17 protein-coding genes and 1 pseudogene are annotated in these 21,590 nt (G+C 43.4%); 11 read left to right on the top strand and 7 right to left on the bottom strand.

What is annotated here, in order from left to right; genetic code table 11:
- The first annotated feature begins 181 nt into the window (after positions 1 to 181).
- The 4 genes and pseudogenes from EC846_RS02265 (at position 182) to EC846_RS02250 (ending at position 3,411) form a co-directional block, all read left to right on the top strand.
- Positions 182 to 502, top strand: a pseudogene (locus EC846_RS02265) (hypothetical protein).
- 70 nt (positions 503 to 572) lie between these two features.
- Positions 573 to 947 carry a hypothetical protein gene (locus EC846_RS02260; protein WP_123773994.1) on the top strand — a complete coding sequence of 125 codons (375 nt, stop codon included), beginning with the start codon at positions 573 to 575 and terminating at the stop codon, positions 945 to 947.
- A gap of 3 nt (positions 948 to 950) precedes the next feature.
- Positions 951 to 1,262: an ankyrin repeat domain-containing protein gene (locus EC846_RS02255; RefSeq protein WP_123773993.1), complete on the top strand. Its 312-nt coding sequence runs from the start codon at positions 951 to 953 to the stop codon at positions 1,260 to 1,262.
- 373 nt (positions 1,263 to 1,635) lie between these two features.
- Positions 1,636 to 3,411, top strand: coding sequence for an SLC13 family permease (locus EC846_RS02250; RefSeq protein WP_123773991.1), 1,776 nt, complete (start codon positions 1,636 to 1,638; stop codon positions 3,409 to 3,411).
- Between the two features lie 49 nt (positions 3,412 to 3,460).
- On the opposite strand, the gene EC846_RS02245 is transcribed toward EC846_RS02250, so the two are convergent.
- Positions 3,461 to 4,156, bottom strand: coding sequence for a TIGR04219 family outer membrane beta-barrel protein (locus EC846_RS02245; RefSeq protein WP_005260323.1), 696 nt, complete (start codon positions 4,154 to 4,156; stop codon positions 3,461 to 3,463).
- Positions 4,157 to 4,288: 132 nt separating this feature from the next.
- Between EC846_RS02245 and EC846_RS02240 the strand changes: the two genes are divergently transcribed.
- The 3 genes from EC846_RS02240 (at position 4,289) to EC846_RS02230 (ending at position 7,735) form a co-directional block, all read left to right on the top strand.
- Positions 4,289 to 5,731 (top strand): aldehyde dehydrogenase family protein, encoded by a 1,443-nt coding sequence (locus EC846_RS02240; protein ID WP_123773989.1) that lies wholly within the window; start codon positions 4,289 to 4,291, stop codon positions 5,729 to 5,731.
- A 371-nt stretch (positions 5,732 to 6,102) separates the two neighbouring features.
- Positions 6,103 to 7,581 carry a sodium-dependent transporter gene (locus EC846_RS02235; protein ID WP_123773987.1) on the top strand — a complete coding sequence of 493 codons (1,479 nt, stop codon included), beginning with the start codon at positions 6,103 to 6,105 and terminating at the stop codon, positions 7,579 to 7,581.
- A 10-nt stretch (positions 7,582 to 7,591) separates the two neighbouring features.
- Positions 7,592 to 7,735, top strand: a complete 144-nt coding sequence (locus EC846_RS02230; protein ID WP_123773985.1) for a methionine/alanine import family NSS transporter small subunit — start codon at positions 7,592 to 7,594, stop codon at positions 7,733 to 7,735.
- Between the two features lie 47 nt (positions 7,736 to 7,782).
- Here the strand turns inward: EC846_RS02230 and rsmB are convergent, their stop codons facing one another.
- Positions 7,783 to 9,081: a 16S rRNA (cytosine(967)-C(5))-methyltransferase RsmB gene (gene rsmB, locus EC846_RS02225; RefSeq protein ID WP_123773983.1), complete on the bottom strand. Its 1,299-nt coding sequence runs from the start codon at positions 9,079 to 9,081 to the stop codon at positions 7,783 to 7,785.
- Complete coding sequence (gene fmt / locus EC846_RS02220) at positions 9,078 to 10,040, bottom strand: methionyl-tRNA formyltransferase (RefSeq protein ID WP_123773981.1); 963 nt, start codon at positions 10,038 to 10,040, stop codon at positions 9,078 to 9,080. Before fmt ends, rsmB begins: the two co-directional genes overlap by 4 nt.
- A 210-nt stretch (positions 10,041 to 10,250) precedes the next feature.
- Here fmt and ilvD point away from each other — a divergent pair, with 210 nt between their 5' ends.
- From ilvD to EC846_RS02205, 3 genes are all read left to right on the top strand, one after another.
- Positions 10,251 to 12,080, top strand: a complete 1,830-nt coding sequence (gene ilvD, locus EC846_RS02215; protein WP_047429814.1) for a dihydroxy-acid dehydratase — start codon at positions 10,251 to 10,253, stop codon at positions 12,078 to 12,080.
- Positions 12,081 to 12,223: 143 nt separating this feature from the next.
- Positions 12,224 to 13,513, top strand: a complete 1,290-nt coding sequence (locus EC846_RS02210; protein WP_062847074.1) for a hypothetical protein — start codon at positions 12,224 to 12,226, stop codon at positions 13,511 to 13,513.
- A gap of 80 nt (positions 13,514 to 13,593) precedes the next feature.
- A complete protein-coding gene (locus tag EC846_RS02205; RefSeq protein WP_047429819.1) occupies positions 13,594 to 14,325 on the top strand; it encodes a sulfite exporter TauE/SafE family protein in 732 nt (243 codons plus the stop codon).
- 6 nt (positions 14,326 to 14,331) lie between these two features.
- On the opposite strand, the gene EC846_RS02200 is transcribed toward EC846_RS02205, so the two are convergent.
- The 4 genes from EC846_RS02200 to EC846_RS02185 all read right to left on the bottom strand — a co-directional run bounded on the left by EC846_RS02200 (position 14,332) and on the right by EC846_RS02185 (position 20,337).
- On the bottom strand, positions 14,332 to 15,228 hold the full coding sequence (locus tag EC846_RS02200; protein WP_123773978.1) for a LysR family transcriptional regulator: 897 nt from the start codon (positions 15,226 to 15,228) through the stop codon (positions 14,332 to 14,334).
- 110 nt (positions 15,229 to 15,338) lie between these two features.
- Positions 15,339 to 16,634 (bottom strand): solute carrier family 23 protein, encoded by a 1,296-nt coding sequence (locus tag EC846_RS02195; RefSeq protein ID WP_004776416.1) that lies wholly within the window; start codon positions 16,632 to 16,634, stop codon positions 15,339 to 15,341.
- Between the two features lie 310 nt (positions 16,635 to 16,944).
- On the bottom strand, positions 16,945 to 19,629 hold the full coding sequence (ppc, locus tag EC846_RS02190; protein WP_123773976.1) for a phosphoenolpyruvate carboxylase: 2,685 nt from the start codon (positions 19,627 to 19,629) through the stop codon (positions 16,945 to 16,947).
- An 84-nt stretch (positions 19,630 to 19,713) separates the two neighbouring features.
- Positions 19,714 to 20,337, bottom strand: a complete 624-nt coding sequence (locus tag EC846_RS02185; protein ID WP_004776413.1) for a TetR/AcrR family transcriptional regulator — start codon at positions 20,335 to 20,337, stop codon at positions 19,714 to 19,716.
- Between the two features lie 151 nt (positions 20,338 to 20,488).
- Here EC846_RS02185 and EC846_RS02180 point away from each other — a divergent pair, with 151 nt between their 5' ends.
- A complete protein-coding gene (locus EC846_RS02180; RefSeq protein WP_123773974.1) occupies positions 20,489 to 21,589 on the top strand; it encodes an efflux RND transporter periplasmic adaptor subunit in 1,101 nt (366 codons plus the stop codon).
- The last annotated feature ends 1 nt before the right edge of the window (position 21,590 follow it).

The following is a 21,590-nucleotide window of genomic DNA, read 5'->3' as shown; positions in this document are numbered from 1 at the left end:
GATGGTAGTGTGGCACTTGCCATGTGAGAGTAAGTCATCGCCAGCTTTTAAATCTAAACACCCCTAACCTGACGGTTAGGGGTGTTTTTTATTGCATGGACGAAAATATAAGTCAATATTTAAAGAATCGTGCTATTTTTATCCTGATTAAATGCAAATAAGAGATGATATTAGGACTGAGATGATTTTCCATACACTTTTATCAGCTATTGGAATTGTCTATTTAGGTTTTTTAATATGGAAGTGGTTAGAAAAACCTAAGCAACAATATCAAGCACCTAGAACAATTCGCAAATGGGTTCTCGATAATTCAGGAGAAGAGCTTTATATAGCTTTTATTACGTCAGATCAAAAGGTGGGGTTTGCTAGTGGTCGATATGCAATGTCTTCTGGTTCCACAAGTATGATTTAGTCTGGCTTTCTAATAGGTGATTTAAATGACCTTGTGCGAACAACTATGGGACAAAATGTATTTGATGAAATGATAGAATGCCTTAAATAACAAAAAATAAATCGGATATAGTTACTATCTTAAATTAGTATGCAAGTGACATCATATTTGGTGGAAGAAAGTGAATAGTGAGCAGAAATTTGGAGAAGCTTTAGCGTTTAACGTTGTACAGTACCTAATAAAGCATACGCAAATTAGTAATTATCATAAAGAATATTGTGGAACTGGATTTTACTTTGATGGGCAGAATATTTTTTATACTCACTTTTTTGATGGATATCCAGACTTAGAGCATTATCAAAATAGCGAAAACAGATATAGTGGAATCATTAGCATATTCCATGAAATCGCGGAGTTTCAAGATTGGCTAACTAATCAATCGGACAAAAAGCTCTCTGGTGCAGAATCTCAAGATGACTTTTATAGTTATAACCAACGTATTACAAAGTTGAAGCTTGAGAAATTAGTTTTAGAATCTCAAAAACTGGATAATTAAATTATGAAACTCAACTCTTTCTCTCCACTGCCTGAAGATGATGAAGAACTACATCTGCCTGAGCTGGTGTATTGGGCATCCCTTGGTGATGTGGAACAAGTCGAGCAACTATTGGTAGAGGGGATAGATCCAAACCAAACCGATGATGAAGGCTATAGCGCGTTACAGGCGGCTGCCGAGAATAATCATCTAGCGGTAGTCAAGCTATTAGTGAGTAAAGGTGTGAATGTGGAGTATAAGAGCGAATATACAGCGCTACAGCTTGCAGAAATGGCGGAGCATAGTGAAGTGGTTGCCTACCTAAAAAGTCTTTAAATCACGGCTAAAAATGATAGATAAAAAGAAGCCCCATCATCCTGACGGGGCTTCTTCATATTCAGCTTATGTCGTTGATATCCTATTAACGACCACTTCCTGTGTGTTTTATTATTCTCAATGAGACTTCCTGTCTCTCTATGATTTGTATAATAGACGAAAAGTTGAGTTCGGGATATTCGCCAATGGCTGCGATCTGTGTGCGTTTTAGCTTACATTGGATGGGAAAGCAGAACCTTTAATTTCTATATAAAAGAATATAGACGCATTTTATTATCATAATTTTAGCTAAGGTTAGCAGTAAAACGCATTTGTATATCAGCTTTATCTATATAAAATCCACAAAATTATAGACTTGTGGAAAGATTGCTTTATGGGTTGGGAGGGATGGTTATCCCTAGCATTGACGCTAGGAGGACTACTTACACTCATTTTTTCAAAGATTGCTCCACATATTGTGATGCTGGCAATTTTGACAATATTAAGTGTTTTTGGCGTGTTGACTGCTCAAGAAGCATTGGCAGGTTTTAGTAATTCTGGATTGATTACCGTCTCAGCCATGTTTGTGGTTGCAGCAGGTATTTCAAATTCAGGAGGAATTGATCTGTTTGTAAACAAGTTATTGGGTACACCAAAATCTGAGCGTATGGCACTGCTGAGAATTTTCTTACCTATCGCTCCACTTAGTGCTTTTTTGAATAATACACCTGTGGTTGCAACCATGATTCCAGCCTTGAATAGCTGGTCGAAGAAGATTGGAATTGCACCTTCTAAACTGATGATTCCTCTGAGTTATACCGCTATTCTTGGTGGAACAATTACATTAATTGGGACAAGTACCAATTTGGTGGTGAATGGTCAGTATCAGGCACTCACGGGCGAAGCAGGCTTTGGCATATTTGATATTACGATTATTGGCCTCCCAGTTGCCATTATTGGGATGTTTGTCATGTATTGGTTTGCACCCAAATTATTGCCAAATCATCAGGAACAAAACGTTTTTTCCAATCTGCGAGAATTTACGCTGGAAGTTGTGGTCAGTCCGAATGGCCCATTGGTTGGTCAATCGGTTGCAGCAGCAGGTCTTCGAAATTTAAAGCGGGTTTATCTGGTTGAGATCGAACGTCAGCAAACGATTTTAACAGCTGTGTCTTCGGACGAGATTTTATTTGGCAATGATCGTTTGGTGTTTGCTGGGGATACTGAAGCCATCACCGAACTTCTAAAGATTCATGGGTTGGTTGCACCCGCAACAATTGATGAAAAGTCTGCATTGGAAGAAGAACATGCAGGTCGTCGACTGGTTGAAGCGGTTGTGTCTCCGCATTGTGAAGCAATTGGAAGTGCGATTCGTGATTCTAAGTTTCGTAACCGTTATGGGGCTGTGGTATTGGCTGTGGCGAGGAATGGGGAACGTTTAAAAGGTGGTTTGGGAAATATTAAATTGCAGGCCGGTGATACGTTATTGTTAGAAGCACGACCAGCTTTTGTTACCCGTCAAAAATATAATAAAGATTTTTTATTGGTCAATGAGTTAGACCATGAACCACCTCAACACGATAAGGCATTGTTATCATGGGGAATCTTGCTTGCAGCAGTTTTTGCAGCAGGCTTTGGTGTGTTAAGCATGCTAAATGCAGCATTATTGGCAGCAGGAGCGATGTTATTCACACGTTGTTTAACTGTGAAACAGGCAGAGAAAAGTCTGGATCTGACCGTTATCTTAACTATTGCCGCTTCTTTTGCTTTAGGGGCCGCGTTGGAAAAAACGGGCGTAGCTGAGATGTTGGCACAATTTATTGTACATTTTAGTGCGGGCGAAGCGATCTTATTATTAATTTTAACTTATTGCTTTGTTTCTCTACTGACAGAAGTGATCACCAATAATGCGGCGGCATTGCTGACCTTACCTGTGGTATTGGAAATCACTGCACAAGCTGACCTGAATCCGATTCCGTTTGTATTTGCCATTATGATGGGTGCGTCTGCAAGCTTTGCAACACCATTGGGCTATCAAACCAATCTAATGGTACTCGGTCCAGGCAATTATCGTTTTAGTGATTTTATAAAAGTGGGTTTGCCAATGAATATTTTTATTGGTTCAGTGACAATTGTACTGCTGCTTTTGATGTTTCCAATCAAGCTATAAATGAAAAGCCCTGAAAGATTCAGGGCTTTTTTATGCAGTAGACGGTCTGTTAGAAATGTACATCTAAGCCAATATAAGGACCTTTAAAGTTAAATTTAAGGTCATTTTTTTCATAGTCATCTAGCTTGATATCCAAAATACGGTAGCCTGCTTTCAGACCAACATCCACCAGTAGATTGTCGATAAAGTTGTATTGTAATTCTGCTTGAGCATCCGTGATTTTGGCATCATTAAAGTTGCTATATAAGAGTTCTGCTTTCGCACTCAAGCCTGTAAATGGCAGTTTTACCCCCGCCGATCCATAGATCACAGGTACAGTTTTATCGATATCTGTTTTGCTGATGTTGAGGGTTTTGACATCACCATTTAAGTTCGTTGCACCTAAACCGACATCAGCATTTACAATCGTATCTAAAATTTCATAGTATAAAATGAAATCGGTATGATCGATGTTGAGGTCGTAAACAGGTTGACCTGCAACTTTATGATCAGTTTCTGTTTTTAAATTTACATAACGGATTTTTGCATTGGGAATCAATGGAATTGGATGCTCAACAGCAAGGGATACTTGAGCTGAACCTTTACGTTTAAGATCCTGATCAGGCGCAGCGCTTTGGTCGGCCATATTGGCTTCGCCATTGTAGTTCCAGTAGCTGAGGTCGCCTTTAACACCAATAACATCGGCTTGCGCCAGGCCGCAAATGCTCGTTCCTAAAGCAAGCATTGATATTTTTAATAATTTCATTGCATTATCCTAATTAATATCGAAAACAGTAATGAATTGTTGTGAATTCACCTATGAATGGGCGAATCATATAGTGATCTTGGTAAATATGCAGTAGTCTAATTTTAAATTTTTATAAAGGAATAAATAATAATGACGGATAAACAAAGTGTGGTGGATTATCCGCTTTATGTGGCTGGGAAAGCCGTTACAACAGGTCAATGGCTTGAAGTCCATGATAAGTATAATAATACCGTTTATGCACGAGTCGCATTGGCCGATGCTAAAGTGCTTGAAAAAGCGATATCGGCTTCGGTGAAGGCAGAAGCTGATATGGCAGCCTTAAAACCGTTCCAAAAACAAAAAATCTTACTGCATTGTGTAAAGCGTTTTAATGAGCTGCGGGATGAGCTGACCGAGATTTTGATTGCAGAAGGTGGCAAGCCACGTAGTGCAGCAAGTGCTGAAGTAGAACGTTTAATTAATACTTTTCAATTGGCCGCAGATGCGGTGACGCAGCTCGATGATGGGCAATTAATCCCTTTGGCGGTCACACCCGCTGCCGTGCATTTTCGTGGCATGGTGAAGCATGTACCGATTGGTGCGGTTTCTTTAATTAGTCCATTTAATTTTCCTCTCAATCTGGTGGCACATAAGATTGCACCTGCGATTGCAGCGGGCTGTCCTTTTGTGTTGAAGCCTGCCAGTTTTACCCCGATCAGTGCCTTAAAGATTGCGGCCGTCTTGGCTGAAACAGATTTGCCGAAAGGTTCTTGGTCAATATTGCCTTGTAATCGTGAGGCAGCGGATATTTTAGTGACTGATGATCGTTTTAAATTACTCAGCTTTACGGGTTCAGATCAGGTCGGTTGGGATATGAAGGCGCGGGCAGGTCGTAAGAAAGTCACGCTGGAACTCGGTGGTAATGCAGCAGTCCTGATTGATGCGGATACAAGCATTGATGATGCCTTGATTGATCGCTTGATAAGTGCTGCTTATGGGCATGCAGGGCAGGTCTGTATCAGTGTACAACGGATTTTAGTACATGCAGATATTTATGCTGAGCTGAAAAAGAAACTCGTTGCCAAACTGAAAAAAATTAAGGCCGATGATCCAGCTTTAAGTACCACATTGGTTGGTCCAATGATTAAAGAAGCAGAAGCATTACGCTTAAAAAAATGGATTGATAAGGCTGAGAAGAAAGGGGCGAAAGTCCTACTCGGTGGCAGTTTACAAGGCGTTTTGTTTGAACCTGTGTTACTGGAAAATGTCGATGCCAAGCTGGAAATTTATAAAGATGAAGCTTTTGGCCCAGTGGCCATTTTAGAAAAATTTAAGGAATTTGAGCAGGGAATCGCGACCATTAATCAAAGCCGCTTCGGTTTGCAGGCAGGCGTTTATACGCAAAATCTCAATAAAATGCTGTATGCGTGGGATCATCTGGATGTGGGCGGTGTCATCATTAATGATGTCCCAACTTTCCGCGTCGATAATATGCCTTATGGGGGCGTAAAAGATTCTGGTTTAGGTCGCGAAGGCATCCATTCAGCTATCCGTGATATGCAAGAACAAAGACTTTTGGCAATTAAACAATAGAGGAGGAAAAGCGTGGTGAGGATTTGGCTTGCCTGTTTTATGTACTTGATTTTTATAGATTGACTGCAAGGTCAAATTTACAGGCAGTTGAAAAATAATCAATTGTTCTGAAAAGCTGATATTTTCTTGCAGAATTTACAGTAAAAATAAATAAAAACAGGTATTGTTCGGCTATTAAAAGCAGAAAAACAATGCCCAATCTTTAAGGAAGATGGTTTGGTTTTTTGTTTGTTTGGTCTTGAAAATAAGAAGCTCACAAGGTTGAAGTTTCATCCAAACAAAACAAGATTTTTTATGGCATTTTCATGTCTGTTGGATAATAAAAAACTGAAAGCAGCATGGAAGGTCAGCAGGACAAATTTAGGTGTTTTATGGCAGATTCTCGTGAAAACTGGACATCACGATCTGGTTTTATTATTGCAGCTGTTGGTTCAGCTGTAGGTTTAGGTAATATCTGGCGGTTCCCGTATGTCGCTTATGAAAATGGCGGCGGAGCGTTTCTTATCCCTTATTTACTGGCGTTGATTACCGCTGGTTTACCACTTCTCTTTTTAGACTATGCCACAGGTCATCGTGCGCGTAACTCTCCACCAAAAGCGTATCGTGCGTTATTCAAAGGTGGCGAGACGCTAGGTTGGTGGCAAGTCTGTGTGTGCATCATCATTGGTTTGTACTATGCCAGCGTACTGACATGGGCGGGAAGTTATGTGTACTTCTCAATTGGTCAGGCATGGGGCAGTGATCCTGAAAGTTTCTTCTTCAATACGTATTTGCAGACCTCGAAAGCAACAGGCTTTGATATTAATTTTGTGAGTCATCTATTCTGGCCAATTGTTGGAATCTGGGCGCTCACTTTAATCATTCTGTACGGCGGTGTTAAAAAGGGCGTTGAATTATCGAATAAGATTTTCATGCCGCTATTATTTGTATTATTTACGGTTCTTGTAATTCAAGCATTACGTTTACCAGGTGCGGCTGAAGGCTTAAATGCATTCTTTACCCCGAACTGGGCAGCGATGATGGACTATAAAGTGTGGTTAGCGGCTTATGGTCATACTTTCTTTTCGCTGTCTGTTGGTTTCGGGATCATGGTGACCTATGCCTCTTATCTCAAACCAAAAACCAACTTAACGGGTTCTGGTCTGATCGTTGGCTTTGCCAATGCATCAACTGAAATCTTGGCAGGTATTGGTATCTTTGCTGCATTAGGCTTTATGGCACATGTGGCAGGTAAAGAAGTACAAGATGTCGTGAGCGGTGGTATCGGTCTGGCATTTATTGCGTTCCCAAAAATCATTTCAAGCTTAGGCGCAGGTGCTGACTTATTCGGCTTATTATTCTTCTCATCACTCTTCGTTGCGGGTATTTCTTCAATGGTGAGTATTCTGGAAGTACCGATTGCAGCGATGCAAGACAAGTTGAAATGGAGCCGTACCAAAGCGGTGAGCATTATCGGTGGTGGTAGTGCGCTGGTTTCAGTGACCTTATTCTCAAGCGTGAATGCGATTAAACTGGTTGATATTGTTGATCACTTCATCAATAACATTGGTATCGTCGGTGGTGCACTTGTTTCGATACTTTGTATTACCTGGTTTAAACGTTCTGCCTTGCTTGAATTGCGTGATCATATTAACCGCATTTCAACCATTCAATTGGGTAAAGGCTGGGCATTTACTTTAACTGTGATTACCTCTTTGATCTTATTAACCACCTTAAGTATGACGGTGTTTAATCTGGTGAAAAATGGTTACGATAGTTATAGCATGAGCTTACAAGGCTTATTTGGCTGGGGCAGTGTGATTTTCTGTGCTGTTGTTGCGCTTATACTTAGCAAAGTTAAAGATCGTTAGGAGAATGCAAATGAATACTTCAGCAATTATTATGATGGTTATTGCGATGCTGTTTGTTTGGGGGGGATTAGCGTTATCAATCCTCCACCTGATGAAACATCCAGAAGAACTTGATTATGTTCTGGAAGAAGTGAAAGATCAGCATACGCTTTAAAAACAGATACAAAAAAAGCAGGCTTTAAGCCTGCTTTTTTATTTTGCTTAAGCCAATTTTTTAATTCGGCAATAATAGAAACCATCGCCAGAATGCGCAGATGGTAATAATTGACGACCATAAGTCTGTTCAATGCCCCAATCCGCTTCAATTTTGATTTCTTCGGCATTTGCATGTTCTGCAAAGAAAGCTGCCATTTGTTGCTCATTTTCAGCTTTCAGAATCGAGCAGGTGATATACAACAAAGTACCGCCAACTTTGAGTTGTTGCCACATCTGCTGCAAAATCTGTTGCTGTAAGGCCACCGTTTGCGCGATATCGGTTGATTGTCTTAACAGACGAATATCGGGGTGGCGACGAATCACACCTGTTGCAGAACAAGGCGCATCCAGCACGATACAATCGATGGGTTCTGGTGCCTGCCAAGTGGTCGCATCAGCGGTAATAATCTCAACATTGTTGTCATTTAAGGCAAGACGTTCTAAATTTTCAGAAACACGCAATAAACGTTTGGCATCATGATCAAGCGCAATCAGTTTTTGAGGATTAAAGCGCTCAAGAATATGCGCAGTTTTGCCACCTGGTGCGGCGCAGGCATCGACAACAACTTTATTATCTAAGTTCGGTAGAAGCGTTGCGCACAATTGAGCATGTTCATCCTGAACAGAAAAACCACCTTCTTCAAAACCCGGTAAATGGGTAATATTGCCCGTTTGCTCCAGAACAATACCAACATCTGAAAGCATGCAAGGACGAGTATCAATCTGCTCTTCGTCCAAAATCTCTAAATATTCGTTACGACTGACTTGGCGTTCATTGATGCGTAGAGTCAGTGGTGCGACTTGTTTTAAGGCTTGGCATAGAGACTCTGCTTGCTCAGGCCAATCTTTTTTAAGTCGCTTGAATAACCAGCTTGGTAAACCATGCGTATTATTTAATGCTGTTTCAAATTCAGCTGTTTCACGTGAAACACGACGCAGAATCGCATTGACCAAACCACTCATTGGCTCAAAACCGAGTTGCTTAGAAGCATTTACCGTTTCTGAAATCGCCGCATGTACAGGAATACGCGTACATAAAATTTGATATAAACCAAGATATAAACAACTTTCTAGCGCTTCATTGTCTAATGGTTTTGTCAGCAATGGCAGGGTAATTGCTTTTAAAGAAAACCATTGGCGTAAACAGCCTAAAGTGAGTTCGTGATATAAACCACGGTCACGTTCAGAAACGATATTGATATGTTGATTCAGAACAGAAGACAAAGATTGCCCATTTTGAACGGCCAAAAGTGTTTTGACCACTTGTGCACGTAGATTTAAATTTTTTGTAGATGATTGGCTCATGGGAGAATTTGTCCAATATGCAATTTTTGAGTTTGGGCAATTTGTACAGGATTTAGGGCTTTAGCACCTGGCCATTGCAGACTGGTGAGGCACACCGCAGTATTGTCGCCGCAGGCAACGTGAACGCCTTGTTTATCAATCGCAAGGATCTCACCGCTTTGTGCATCAGTTTTTTGATGTTGAGAAAGCATTGAACCCCACACACGTAAGGCATTGCTTTCATCCAGTTGGATAAACGCCACAGGCCACGGATTGAAGGCACGGATATTACGGTCGATTTGTACCGCATTCTGGTTCCAGTCAATACGTGCTTCTGCTTTTACCAGTTTGTGTGCATAGACCGTCAGCGCTTCATCTTGTACTTCACGTTTTTCAATGAATTCCTGTAAGCTTTGTTCGGATTCAAGCACGGTACAAATCGCTTCGGCGCCTTGATCTGCCAGTTTATCGTGTAAGCTGGCAGAAGTATCTTCGGCTGTGATTGGACAATAGGTTTTATACATCATGTCGCCCGTATCCAGACCAGCAGCCATTTGCATGATGGTGATGCCTGTTTCAGCATCGCCTGTCGCAATGGCACGTTGGACCGGTGCAGCACCACGCCAGCGTGGCAGTAATGAACCGTGAATATTTAAACAGCCATATTTCGGGGTATCCAAAACTGCTTGTGGCAAGATCAGGCCATAAGCGGCCACGACCATGACATCTGCGCCAAGGGCTGCAAGTTCTTGTCGAGCTGCCAAGCCTTCTTCTGTCGATGCTTTAAAATTCAAAGGCTGATAAACCGGTAAACCATGTTCAAGTGCTAACTGTTTAACAGGAGAGGGGGTGAGTTTTTGCCCACGGCCTGCTTTACGGTCAGGCTGGGTATAAACCGCAATGATCTGGTGTGATGTTTTTAATAATGCCGCCAATGCAGTTGCCGCAAATTCAGGCGTACCAGCAAAAATGATTTTCACAAAGACAATCCAACTAAAACTTGCTTCAAATTATAAGCGAAAAAGTGATGAGTCCCTAATCAGGTGGATTAATTGCTTTTGTACAAAAAAAGATAGGCCTGTTGGTCATCTGTTAAACGATAACTTGTAGTATGATGCAGAGAGCTCAGTATCATTTCGCCAGAGCGAATGTCCTATTCGTCTCGAGCACAAACTTGTTGGGAATACAAAATGCCTGATTATCGTTCAAAAACATCAACACATGGAAGAAATATGGCGGGCGCGCGTGGTTTATGGCGTGCGACCGGTATGAAAGATGAAGATTTTGGCAAGCCAATTATTGCGGTGGTCAACTCATTTACCCAGTTTGTTCCAGGTCACGTGCATCTCAAAGATTTAGGTCAACTTGTTGCGAGAGAAATTGAAGCGTCTGGTGGTGTGGCAAAAGAATTTAATACCATTGCGGTCGATGACGGTATTGCAATGGGTCATGACGGGATGCTGTATTCACTGCCATCACGTGATTTGATTGCCGATTCGGTTGAATACATGGTTAATGCACACTGCGCCGATGCGATGGTGTGTATCTCGAACTGTGACAAGATCACACCGGGAATGTTGATGGCAGCAATGCGCCTGAATATCCCTGTGGTGTTCGTGTCTGGCGGGCCAATGGAAGCGGGTAAAGTGAAATTCCGTGGCGATGAAAAGGCCATTGATCTGGTTGATGCCATGGTGGTTGCAGCCGATGAAAGCTATACCGATGAAGAAGTTCAGGCTTTTGAACGTTCAGCATGTCCAACCTGTGGTTCATGTTCTGGTATGTTCACCGCGAATTCAATGAATTGTTTAACTGAAGCATTGGGCCTATCTTTACCGGGTAATGGTTCAATCGTGGCAACGCATGCCAACCGTGAGAAGCTATTCTTGAAAGCTGGTCGTTTAGTGGTTGAACTGGCAAAACGTTATTATGAACAAAATGATGACAGCATTTTGCCACGTTCAATTGCAACCAAGGCGGCATTTGAAAATGCCATGACACTTGATATTGCAATGGGCGGTTCAACCAATACCGTATTGCATTTACTTGCAGCGGCGCACGAAGCCGAAGTTGATTTCACCATGGATGATATCGACCGTTTGTCTCGTCAGGTTCCAGTATTGTCAAAAGTTGCACCAGCAAAACAAGACGTACATATGGAAGATGTACACCGTGCGGGCGGGATCATGGCGATTTTAGGTGAGCTGGATCGTGCCAATTTGCTGAATACGTCATGCCCAACAGTACATGAACCAACGTTAAAACATGCTTTGGACAAGTGGGATATTATCCGTACCGAAGATGCTGATGTTTACGAATTCTATCGTTCATCACCGGGCGGTATTCCAACGCAGGTAGCGTTCTCACAAAACCGTTATTATTCAACTCTAGATGGTGACCGTGAGAAAGGCGTAATTCGTAATGCTGAACATGCTTTCTCTAAAGATGGTGGTCTGGCTGTGCTTTACGGCAACATCGCATTAGATGGCTGTATCGTAAAAACCGCAGGTGTGGATGAATCAATTCTGAAATTCACGGGTACAGCACGTGTTTTTGAAAGTCAGGATGCGGCAGTAGAAGCAATTCTGGATCATAAAATCGTGGCGGGCGATATCGTGGTCATTCGTTACGAAGGCCCACGTGGTGGACCGGGCATGCAGGAAATGTTGTACCCAACCAGTTACCTGAAATCGAAAGGTTTGGGTAAAGACTGTGCCTTGATTACCGATGGTCGTTTCTCGGGTGGTTCTTCAGGCCTGTCGATTGGTCACGTTTCTCCAGAAGCGGCTGAAGGCGGTGCAATTGGTCTAGTTGAAGATGGCGATACCATTCAGATTGATATTCCGAACCGTACTATTCACTTGGATATCGATGATGCGACTATGGCGCATCGTCGTACAGTTCAGGACGCGAAAGGCTGGCATCCTGCGGAAGAACGTAAACGTAAAGTGTCTAAGTCATTGAAGATTTACGCAATGCATTCGACCAGCGCAGCCAAAGGCGCAGTACGAGTTTTGTAATCCCTTTGAGTCCCTCTTTCAATTAAGGGGGACTTTTGTCTCATTTTATAAGATACTGAACATACTTATTGGCTCACCTGTTCTGACTCAGGTTTGAGTAAACTTATCCATATCTCAATTTATGACCATTAGAGGCTATCGACATGTCTTTGTTACGTCGTTGGTTTGATCCCATACGATCGAGTTGGTTCTACCAGAAACCTTCTCGTCAAGCGGAATTACCTACGGAACAGGGTTTAAGTATTTACCTACGTCTAGACGATGTTTATAGCTATCTTGCGGTGCAAGAGCTTGATCAGCTCAATGAAATCCTGAGTGATGAACTTAAACCCTTAAAAGTCATTATTTCGAGGCAAGATGCAGAGCCTCCGAATGGCATGTCCAAGCAAGACTGGCAAAGCTATTGTTTAAATGATGCGAAGATCCTTGCCAAGCAGCATCGCTTTGGTTTCGATGAAACCCCAGAAATACCGAGTGCAGAAGCATTACAACAAGCTGAAACAATTCTAAGAAATACCCCCCTCAGAGAACAAAACTTCTTACATTTGCTCGAAGATGTCTTCCACATGTTGTGGCAGCAGCAATACGGTAAATTGCGTACCTTATATGCAATGGCCTCCCAGCATCAAAAACCACAAGATTATCCTGAGCGTATTTTCAAAGATGTACCTGTGATCGCCAGTTATTTTGAATTTGGTGAACGTAAATATCAGGCGGTTGATGATTTACTCCGTCTGACACGCCGTTTAAAACAACAAAAATTACTGACTGGCAATCCGATTTTCCTGATCAACCATATCGAGTGGCGCGAGCATTTAATTAATGATGGAGAGGCTTTGGCAGAAGTGCAGGCCTTACATCCTGAACTGGATCTGTATATCGCGCTTGAAGACCCAATGAGCTGGTTATTATTGGCTTATATCAAGGAAGAGCTAGCCAATTATTATAATATCCAGTTGAAGGTGTATCCGCTCAGTTATCACGGTCGGGACTGGTTTGACTGGAGTCTGGCAACCCGTGTCTCGAAACGGACACAGGTCGCATTTACCCCGTTCTGCCGACCAACCAGAGAAGCCACTTATGAAATGGCACGACTGTTTTATAGTGTGCCAGAAGAGCAGCAAGTCGACGGTATCCATGAGATTCTGGAATCGGTCTGGACACAAGGCAAAGACCTGTCGTTTAAAGCCCATTTTCAACGAATGCAGAGACGGTTGGGCATTGAGCAGGTGACCGAACAGGATATCGACGCACAGTTAAAACAAAATGATGAATTGTGCCAGCAGAAGCATCAGCCTGACTTTCCTGTATTAGAGTTAAGGATTGATGGACATAGCTATGTCTTCAATAGTCTGTATCGGGTCTGGATGATTGAAAGTATTCTCAGTAATGTACTGGAAGAAAAATATAAAATGGCCTCAACTTTTGATTGAGGCTTGCTCCCCAAAATAAGAATAGGGCAAGCGACGGTTTTTTCCGTAGCATAGCTTCGATGCAAAATCGGAGTTAAAGCGTGACTTTTCTAGCCATCATTATCGTGGTCTTTGCCTTTGCCGGCATGATTAAAGGCATGATCGGACTGGGCCTTCCTGCGGTCTCTATGGGTCTATTGACCATTGCAATGAGTCCGTTTCAGGCTGCTTCTTTATTGATTGTGCCTTCAATAGTCACCAATATCTGGCAACTGTTTGCCGAAGGGCGAGTGTGGCTGTTTATCCGCCGTTTCTGGACTTTACTGGTTGGAATCGTGGTGGGTTCGATCTGGAGCTTCTTACCAACTTTAAGCGAGAGTCATGGCCACAGCAGTGAGATTTTATTGGGCTGTATGCTGGCTTTATATGGACTGTATGGCCTCTGTGTGAAAAGACTACCTCATCTGGCTAAATATGAGCGCTGGTTGTCGCCTATTGTTGGCTATATCGGCGGCGCAGTGACCGTTGCAACAGGGGTGGTCATTATTCCAGTGGTGCCGTATTTGCAGTCCTTACATTTGAAACGGGATGAACTGGTACAGGCGCTAGGTTTGACCTTTACCGTTTCTACCTTCTGTTTGGCTTTTTTCCTGCATCACAATCCGATGGCTGGTATCACGCTGGATTATCGACTGTCTGCGGTGGCTTTAGTTGCTGCTTTATTTGGGATGTGGCTGGGTAAAAAAATCCGTTATCAACTCAATGAGCAACGTTTTCGCCGTTTATTTTTTATGGGCTTAATGGCCTTAGGCCTATATATGATTGCGCATTAACCGCATTCAGCAAGAGGGGCGATGTTGCATCAAAAATTCAGCAAAATATTGGTAGCCTTGCGGCAGCTGAGAAAAATCCTGTGCTGCTAACAGGAGTTTACGGTTCGCCCAAGCCCCCAGTAATTGTACCGCATGAAAATCATACTCTGGCTGCAAACGCTGTGCTGCGCGCGCGGGTATAATCGCAATCCCTACGCCTTTGGCGACGACCTCTGCAATGGCAGAAAAATTGGGTAAACGTAGGCGATACTGGATATTGAAGCCCAATAGCTTGGCTTGAGTTTCAATCGATTGTTGCAAAGAATGATGGGGCATTAGGCCAATAAAACCATAATTTAAAGCATCGACCAGATTGAGTTGCGTTTGCTGGGTCAAGGTATGATGAGCTGGGCAGATCAGCACCAATGGATCGCTGGCAAACTCCTGTGTTTGCAAATGACGGGTATCAAAGAAGCTGGAGACCAGTCCTAAACGCGCCACACCTTGAGTCAATGCTTCAACGATTTCAGAACTTTCTGCCTCATGTAAGTCGAGATTGATCTCGGGATGTAGCATCAAATATTGCGGTAACAGAGGCGGTAAATATTCACTTTGTGCAGACGAATTACACCATAAAGTCAGCGCTTCCGGTGTCGTGGGGCGAAAGCGCTGCATGTCGTGTTCAAGTAGATCTTTTTGCTGCATGAGACGTCGGGCATGCTCAACCAAGGCATGCCCCGCGCTGGTCAGCTCAACGCCCGTTGTTTGTCGAATAAATAAGGGTGTTGCAAAATATTGTTCGAGTTTTTTAATCCGCTCGCTGGCAGCTTGCAGGGAAATGGCAGAAAGCTCGGCACCTTTGGTCAGGCTGCCTGTTGCCACAATATGAAGAACCAGTTGTAAATCAAAGAAATCGAAACGCATGAGCGGAACGTATTGAAATATAAAAGGCCATCATACTAAAACTGAGCAAGATAAAGATAGGATAAAAGTGCAAGATGAAAAAAGGCAGCTTGGAGGCTGCCTTCAATATTTTAGTTTTTATCTTTTAAATTAAACAGCAGGTTCAGGAAAATCGCTGCAAAAGTTGCAGTCCCGATACCGCCGAGATTGAAGTTACCAAACAATAATTCAAAGTTACCTGCACCTAAAATGATGGTCACTGAAGCCACGATCAGGTTTTTATTGTTTGAGAAGTCGACTTTATTCTCGATCCAGATTTTTGCACCTGCGATGGTGATTAAACCAAAGACAACAATTGATGCACCTGTGAGTACCGCATTGGGAATAGTACTGATGACTGCACCAAACTTAGGTGAAAGTCCTAGAATAATTGCAAATACACCTGCAATCACAAAGACCAGTGTCGAATAAACGCGCGTAACCGCCATCACCCCGATATTTTCGCCATAGGTGGTCATACCCGGCGCACCCACACCACCTGATAAAGTGGTTGCAACACCATCGGCAACAAAGGCTTTACCCAGTTGTGGGGTGAGGTTTTCGCCAGTCATTGCCCCGACGGCCTTGATATGGCCCAAGTTTTCTGCCACTAAAATCAGTGCCACAGGTGCAATGATCAGAATGGCATTCAAATCAAAAGTAGGATGCGAGAAGCTTGGGACACCAAACCACGGTGCCGCTGAGATTTGGGAGAAATCAATCGGCTTGCCATAACCCAGACCATTGCTGGCGATGGCATAAATTGCATAGGCAATTAAAAGGCCAATCAATAGCAATAAACGTTGTAATAGCCCTTTGGTGAAGACCGCAATGATCCCCATACTCAGTACGGTGGTTAATGCCATCCACATTTCAAAAGGCTGACCTGCAACCCCTTTGATGGTCACGGGTGCAAGATTAAGACCAATAATCATCACGATCGCACCTGTGACCACAGGAGGCATGAGTTTTTCGATCCAGCGAGTTCCTGTCAGCATCACCGCAAAACCGATCAGGGCATATACGATACCGCAGACCACAATCCCGCCTAATGCGACTGATAAGTTTGGATTAGCACCTGAACCCGTAATATGACCAGTTGCTGCGGCTACCACACCAATAAAAGCAAAACTTGAGCCTAAATAACTCGGAACTCGTCCACCTGTCATAAAGAAAAACAGGATGGTACAGATCCCTGACATTAAAATGGCAAGGTTCGGGCTAAAACCCATCAATAAAGGTGCAAGTACGGTTGAGCCGAACATTGCAAATGCGTGTTGAACCCCCAGTACCGCGCTTTGTAAGGGCGGTAAATATTCATTTGTCGCAACAGGGCGATGATCGACCGTCCCCTGATACGGCTGCCATTTTGGAAACCAACTGGACATAAATTAGACTCATTATTTGATATCAGCGCGTATGATACCCTGTCTTAAAACGAGCTTTCACCTATAAGTCATTGAGAATATTGCCAGATCAGACGTGAGGACTTTGTGTTTTTACCTTTTGGTAAAATTTGTTTCAAAATAAGCTAGTGGAATTATTATTTATTTTGCTTAGACATTTTAAAAAATTAACTCTTTTATTTTCAAAATAATTTTAAAAACTTTTTCAAATTTTTTTATGAAAATGGCATATTTTGCCAATTCTGCCATCAACAGCGGTCTTTTGTGTTGATGGCAATTTTGGAAATAATGTTTAGCCCGTATTACGCAAGCCTGCCGCAATACCTGCGATGCTAACCATCAAGGCATGATCCACTGGACTGTGTTCAGTTTGATGCTCGGCGAGATAGAGGCGTCGACGTTTCATCAATTCAGCCTGTAATAAATGCAAAGGCAACAAATACGGTTTACGCACCTGCATCGATTGATCCAGCACTTCATTATTACTTAGAAGTTTAGATTCACCTTTCAGGCGAAGTAGAGTATCGACCGCATTTTGCAAGCGTTGACGTAACTCGACACCAAGAACTTTTAAGTCCTGATCTTGAGTCAGATGAGATTCATAATACAGCGCAATATCTGCATCGGACTTGGACAGCACCATTTCCAGCATATCAATCAATGTCTGGAAATAAGGCCATTGTTCAAGCATCTCATCCAGCGTGTTTTTATGTTGCCCATGAACCTGATTGATTGCGGTACCGGTACCGAGCCATGCAGGCAGCATCAGGCGAATCTGTGTCCATGCAAATACCCATGGAATGGCACGTAAGGATTCGATGCCGCCACTGACTTTACGTTTGGCTGGTCGTGATCCGAGCGGCAACATCTGTAATTCCAGCTCAGGGGTAACGGTACGTAGATAACTCACAAAATTTGGATTTTCACGCACGGTTTGGCGATAAACCTGTACCGATAAATCCGTCATTTGATTCATCAGGTCACGCCATTCTTGTTTCGGCTCAGGTGGTGGGAGTAAGGTCGCTTCTAAAGTCGCTGCGGTGTAGATTTCCAGATTTTGCAGGGCAATGCCTTCCAGACCGAATTTGAAGCGAATCATCTCACCTTGCTCAGTGACACGAATCGCGCCAGAAATCGAACCCGGTGGTTGAGAGAACAGGGCTTGCTGGGTAGGTGCACCACCACGGCTGATTGAACCCCCACGACCATGAAATAAGGTCAATTGCACGCCATGCAGCTTGGCAATCGCCGTCAGTTCTTCCTGAGCACGATATTGTGCCCAGTTAGCTGACATAAAGCCTGCATCTTTGGCGGAGTCGGAGTAGCCAATCATGACTTCATGCTTGCCTTGAATATGCTGTTTATACCAATGCATATTGAACAGGGTATTCATGGTTTTGGCAGCGCCATCGAGATCCTTCAAGGTCTCAAATAAAGGCACCACACGTAGCAGCTGCTGGATACCTGCTTCTTTTTGCAGTAACAACACTGCCAGCACATCACTTGGATATTCTGCCATCGAAATAATATAGGCGCCCAGACTCTCAGGTGGCTGTTCTGCCAAGGTTCGCATGGTGGCAAACACTTCGAGCACATCGGAATGCTGGATCAGGCTACCTTCAGGTTCATTAAAAAATTTCGGCAGTAATGGGCGCTTGCTTTGCAGTTCCTGAATCAGGAAGTTTTGGCGTGCTTGTTCGGTCCACGATTCAAAATTGCCTAGACCCAAATATTCAGTAATGGCGGAAATCGCTTGGCGATGGCGACCTGATTCCTGACGGATATCGAGTTTTAGTAGTTCAATTCCGAAGCAGTTCACCCGATAAATAAAGTCGAGTAATTGTCCGTTGGCAATCTCAGCCATATTACAGTCGATCAGTGAGCGATAACACAGTAATAGCGGTGCGAGTAATTCATCTTTGGTTCTGATGATATTGCTGTCGTCTGCTGCTTCAGTGCCTTGCAGACGATGGGCCAGCCATGTACGTGTCGCTTTTAAACGTTCGCGGGTTTCGCGTAAATATTCACGATACGGTTCTGGATGTTCATAACCCAAAGCTTGCGTCAGTTCATCGGAACAGCTTTGAATCGACAATTCCCAACGCAGATTTTCAATATCACGCAGATAGAGATCTGCTGCTTGCCAGCGTGACAACCACAAGACTTCTTGTGTAACTTGATGCGTTACATTCGGGTTGCCATCACGGTCTCCACCCATCCACGAAGCAAAGCGAATCGGTGCAACATTGAGTGGCAGACTTTGTTCACAATGTTGTTGAGACAGTTCATTCAGTTCGCGAACAAACTTAGGTACGGCATTCCAGAGGGATTGCTCAATCGTCGCAAAGCCCCATTTCGCTTCATCCACAGGGGTTGGGCGATGTTGACGGATTTCATCGGTCTGCCACGCAGAACTGATCAATTGCTTGAGCGTTGCAATGGTTTGTTGACGTTCTTTCGGGGTCAGCTTTTGCTGATCTAATTGTGAAAGACAATCGGTAATGTCGTCATATTTTTGAATTAAGGTACGACGGCTGACTTCGGTCGGGTGGGCCGTTAGCACCAGTTCAATTTTTAAATCACAGATTTGCTGAAACAGTTGTTGTGCATTGATCTGCTGACTTTTGAATTTTTCAAACAAATGCGGGAGTGGATTAGGACTTGGCGCCTGCTCATCAAACTCGGCCTGACGACGGCTCCGTACCACATGGTACTGTTCCGCAATATTGGCAAAGTTAAGAAAATGTGAGAAAGCACGGGTCAGCGGTAAAATCTCTTCATCTTTTAAACCGAGGAAAAGTTGTTCTAGCTGTTTTTCTGCTTCGATCTGGCCGTCACGTGCGCCTTTGGCTAATGCCCGAATTTGCTCAATCTGATTAAACAAATCTTGCCCAGCATGTTGCTTTAAGGTCTCTCCCAGTAAGTTGCCCAGTAAGCGGACATCTTCACGTAGTGGAGCAGTGATTTGCTGAATCATTCTAATTCTCCTGTTGTTCTCATTCGACTATAGCGCGATTGAAAGACAATCCAAGAGCAGAACGTAAAAAAATGTGAAATTTATCTAAACTTTAGTCTGATATTTAAGCAAAAAAATCTCGATTGCATGCTGAATCATCTGATCGATTTCATCCGCTGTTGGAACAGGCGCTAAACCCAGTAACACTTGCTGGTGACGGATCCCCAGCAGCAAGGAAATAATCAGTTCAGTCTGCTTGATCGGTTCATCGGCCTGAATAAATTTAAACGCGATAGCTTGCTCAAAAAAATCGCACCAGACATGACACATGCGGGTATGTGACGCATCAAAAAACTGTCGGGTTAAGGGACTCTGTTCCGCCGCCAGTTCAAACAGGACACAATCCAGTTTCAGGGCTTCAGGAAGATAAATGATATTTAAAGCCCGCTGGCACATGAGAAGCAAGGCCTGTTTAAAATCAGAGTCCGCCGTCAGTTCAAACTGTTTGGCCCGAATCGATTCTTCGCAGCTTTCTTGAATCGCACACATGAACAGATTGTTTTTGTCTTGAAAGTGGTTGTACACCGTAAGTTTAGTGACGCCTGCTTCTTTGGCGATCTGATTCATGTTGGTGGCGTGGTAACCCATTTTTAAAAAAATAGATTTTGCGGCCTGTAAAATTTTGGCTCTTTTCTCTAAATCTTTAGGGCGACCACTATGGATTTGCACGTTATCTTTCTCTTTTAATCAATTTAAAAATCAGAAGGGTAGATTTATTTTTTAATTAATGTACCTATGAGTATATTAATTAAAAAATAAACAATCTATGATAATGCTCATATCACGCCTTAAAAATCAATTTGAATAAGAGCGCAAACAGATGAAGCAGATCAATCGTATCATATTGGGGTTCGTCATTGTCAGTAGTGTCGTCCTCAGCGCCTGCCAGAAAGAGGTGCCCAAGACTGAGGAAATTCCTTATGTCATGGTGGCTCAGCCGAGTGGCAACCATGTTGAGCAAAAAAGCTATGCAGGGGATGTGCAGGCGAAACAGCAAACAGCTTTGGCCTTCCGTGTCGGAGGACAGATCACCGAACGTTATGTCGATGTCGGGGATCGGGTCAAAGTTGGACAGGTGCTGGCGAAGCTGGATGTAAAAGATGCGCAATTGCAAATGAATGCGGCCAAGGCACAGTTACAAAGTGCGCAGGCTGCTGCAAAAATTGCCGCAGAAGAATATCAGCGTTATCAGCAGCTATTACCGGTCAATGCGGTCAGCCGTTCGCAATTTGATGCCGTCAAAAATCAGTATGAATCTGCACAGGCAAGCTTACAGCAAGCCCGTTCTAATTATGAAGTATCGTCCAATCAAACGGGTTATAACCAGCTTATCTCAAATAAGAATGGGGTGATTACCCAGCGTCAGATCGAGATTGGACAGGTGATTGCGACAGGACAGGCGGCTTACCAGCTAGCCATTGATGGTGAACGCGAAGTGGTGTTTGGTGTGCCTGAACAGGCGGTCAGCACCATTAAAGTAGGACAGCCAGCATGGGTTACCTTGTGGTCGCAACCTGAGGCACGTTTTGCTGCCAAAGTGCGTGAGGTTTCTCCAGCAGCGGATCAGTCTCGAACCTTTACAGTGAAGGTGTCTTTGCTGGAAGGGCAGTCCAGTATTCAATTGGGTCAAAGTGCTCGCGTCTTCTTCGTTGCACAAGACAATAATGTATTGAGTGTGCCTTTATCCAGTGTTACTGCCAATGATCAGCAAGCCTACGTCTGGGTGGTGAATGCCAATCAAACCATTCGTAAAGTGCCTGTGACTTTAGGGACTTATGGTCGTGACAGTGTACCCGTCCTTTCAGGCTTAAAAGCGACCGACTGGGTCGTGGTGGGTGGTGTGCATTTGTTACGGGACCAGCAAAAAATTCATCCCGTTGATCGTGATAATCGCGACATTCGTGTCAAAACGGGAGGTTAAA

The sequence above is a fragment of the Acinetobacter sp. BIGb0102 genome (assembly GCF_003815055.1).
Lineage (GTDB): Bacteria > Pseudomonadota > Gammaproteobacteria > Pseudomonadales > Moraxellaceae > Acinetobacter > Acinetobacter vivianii.
This window is presented reverse-complemented; position numbering and strand designations above follow the sequence as displayed.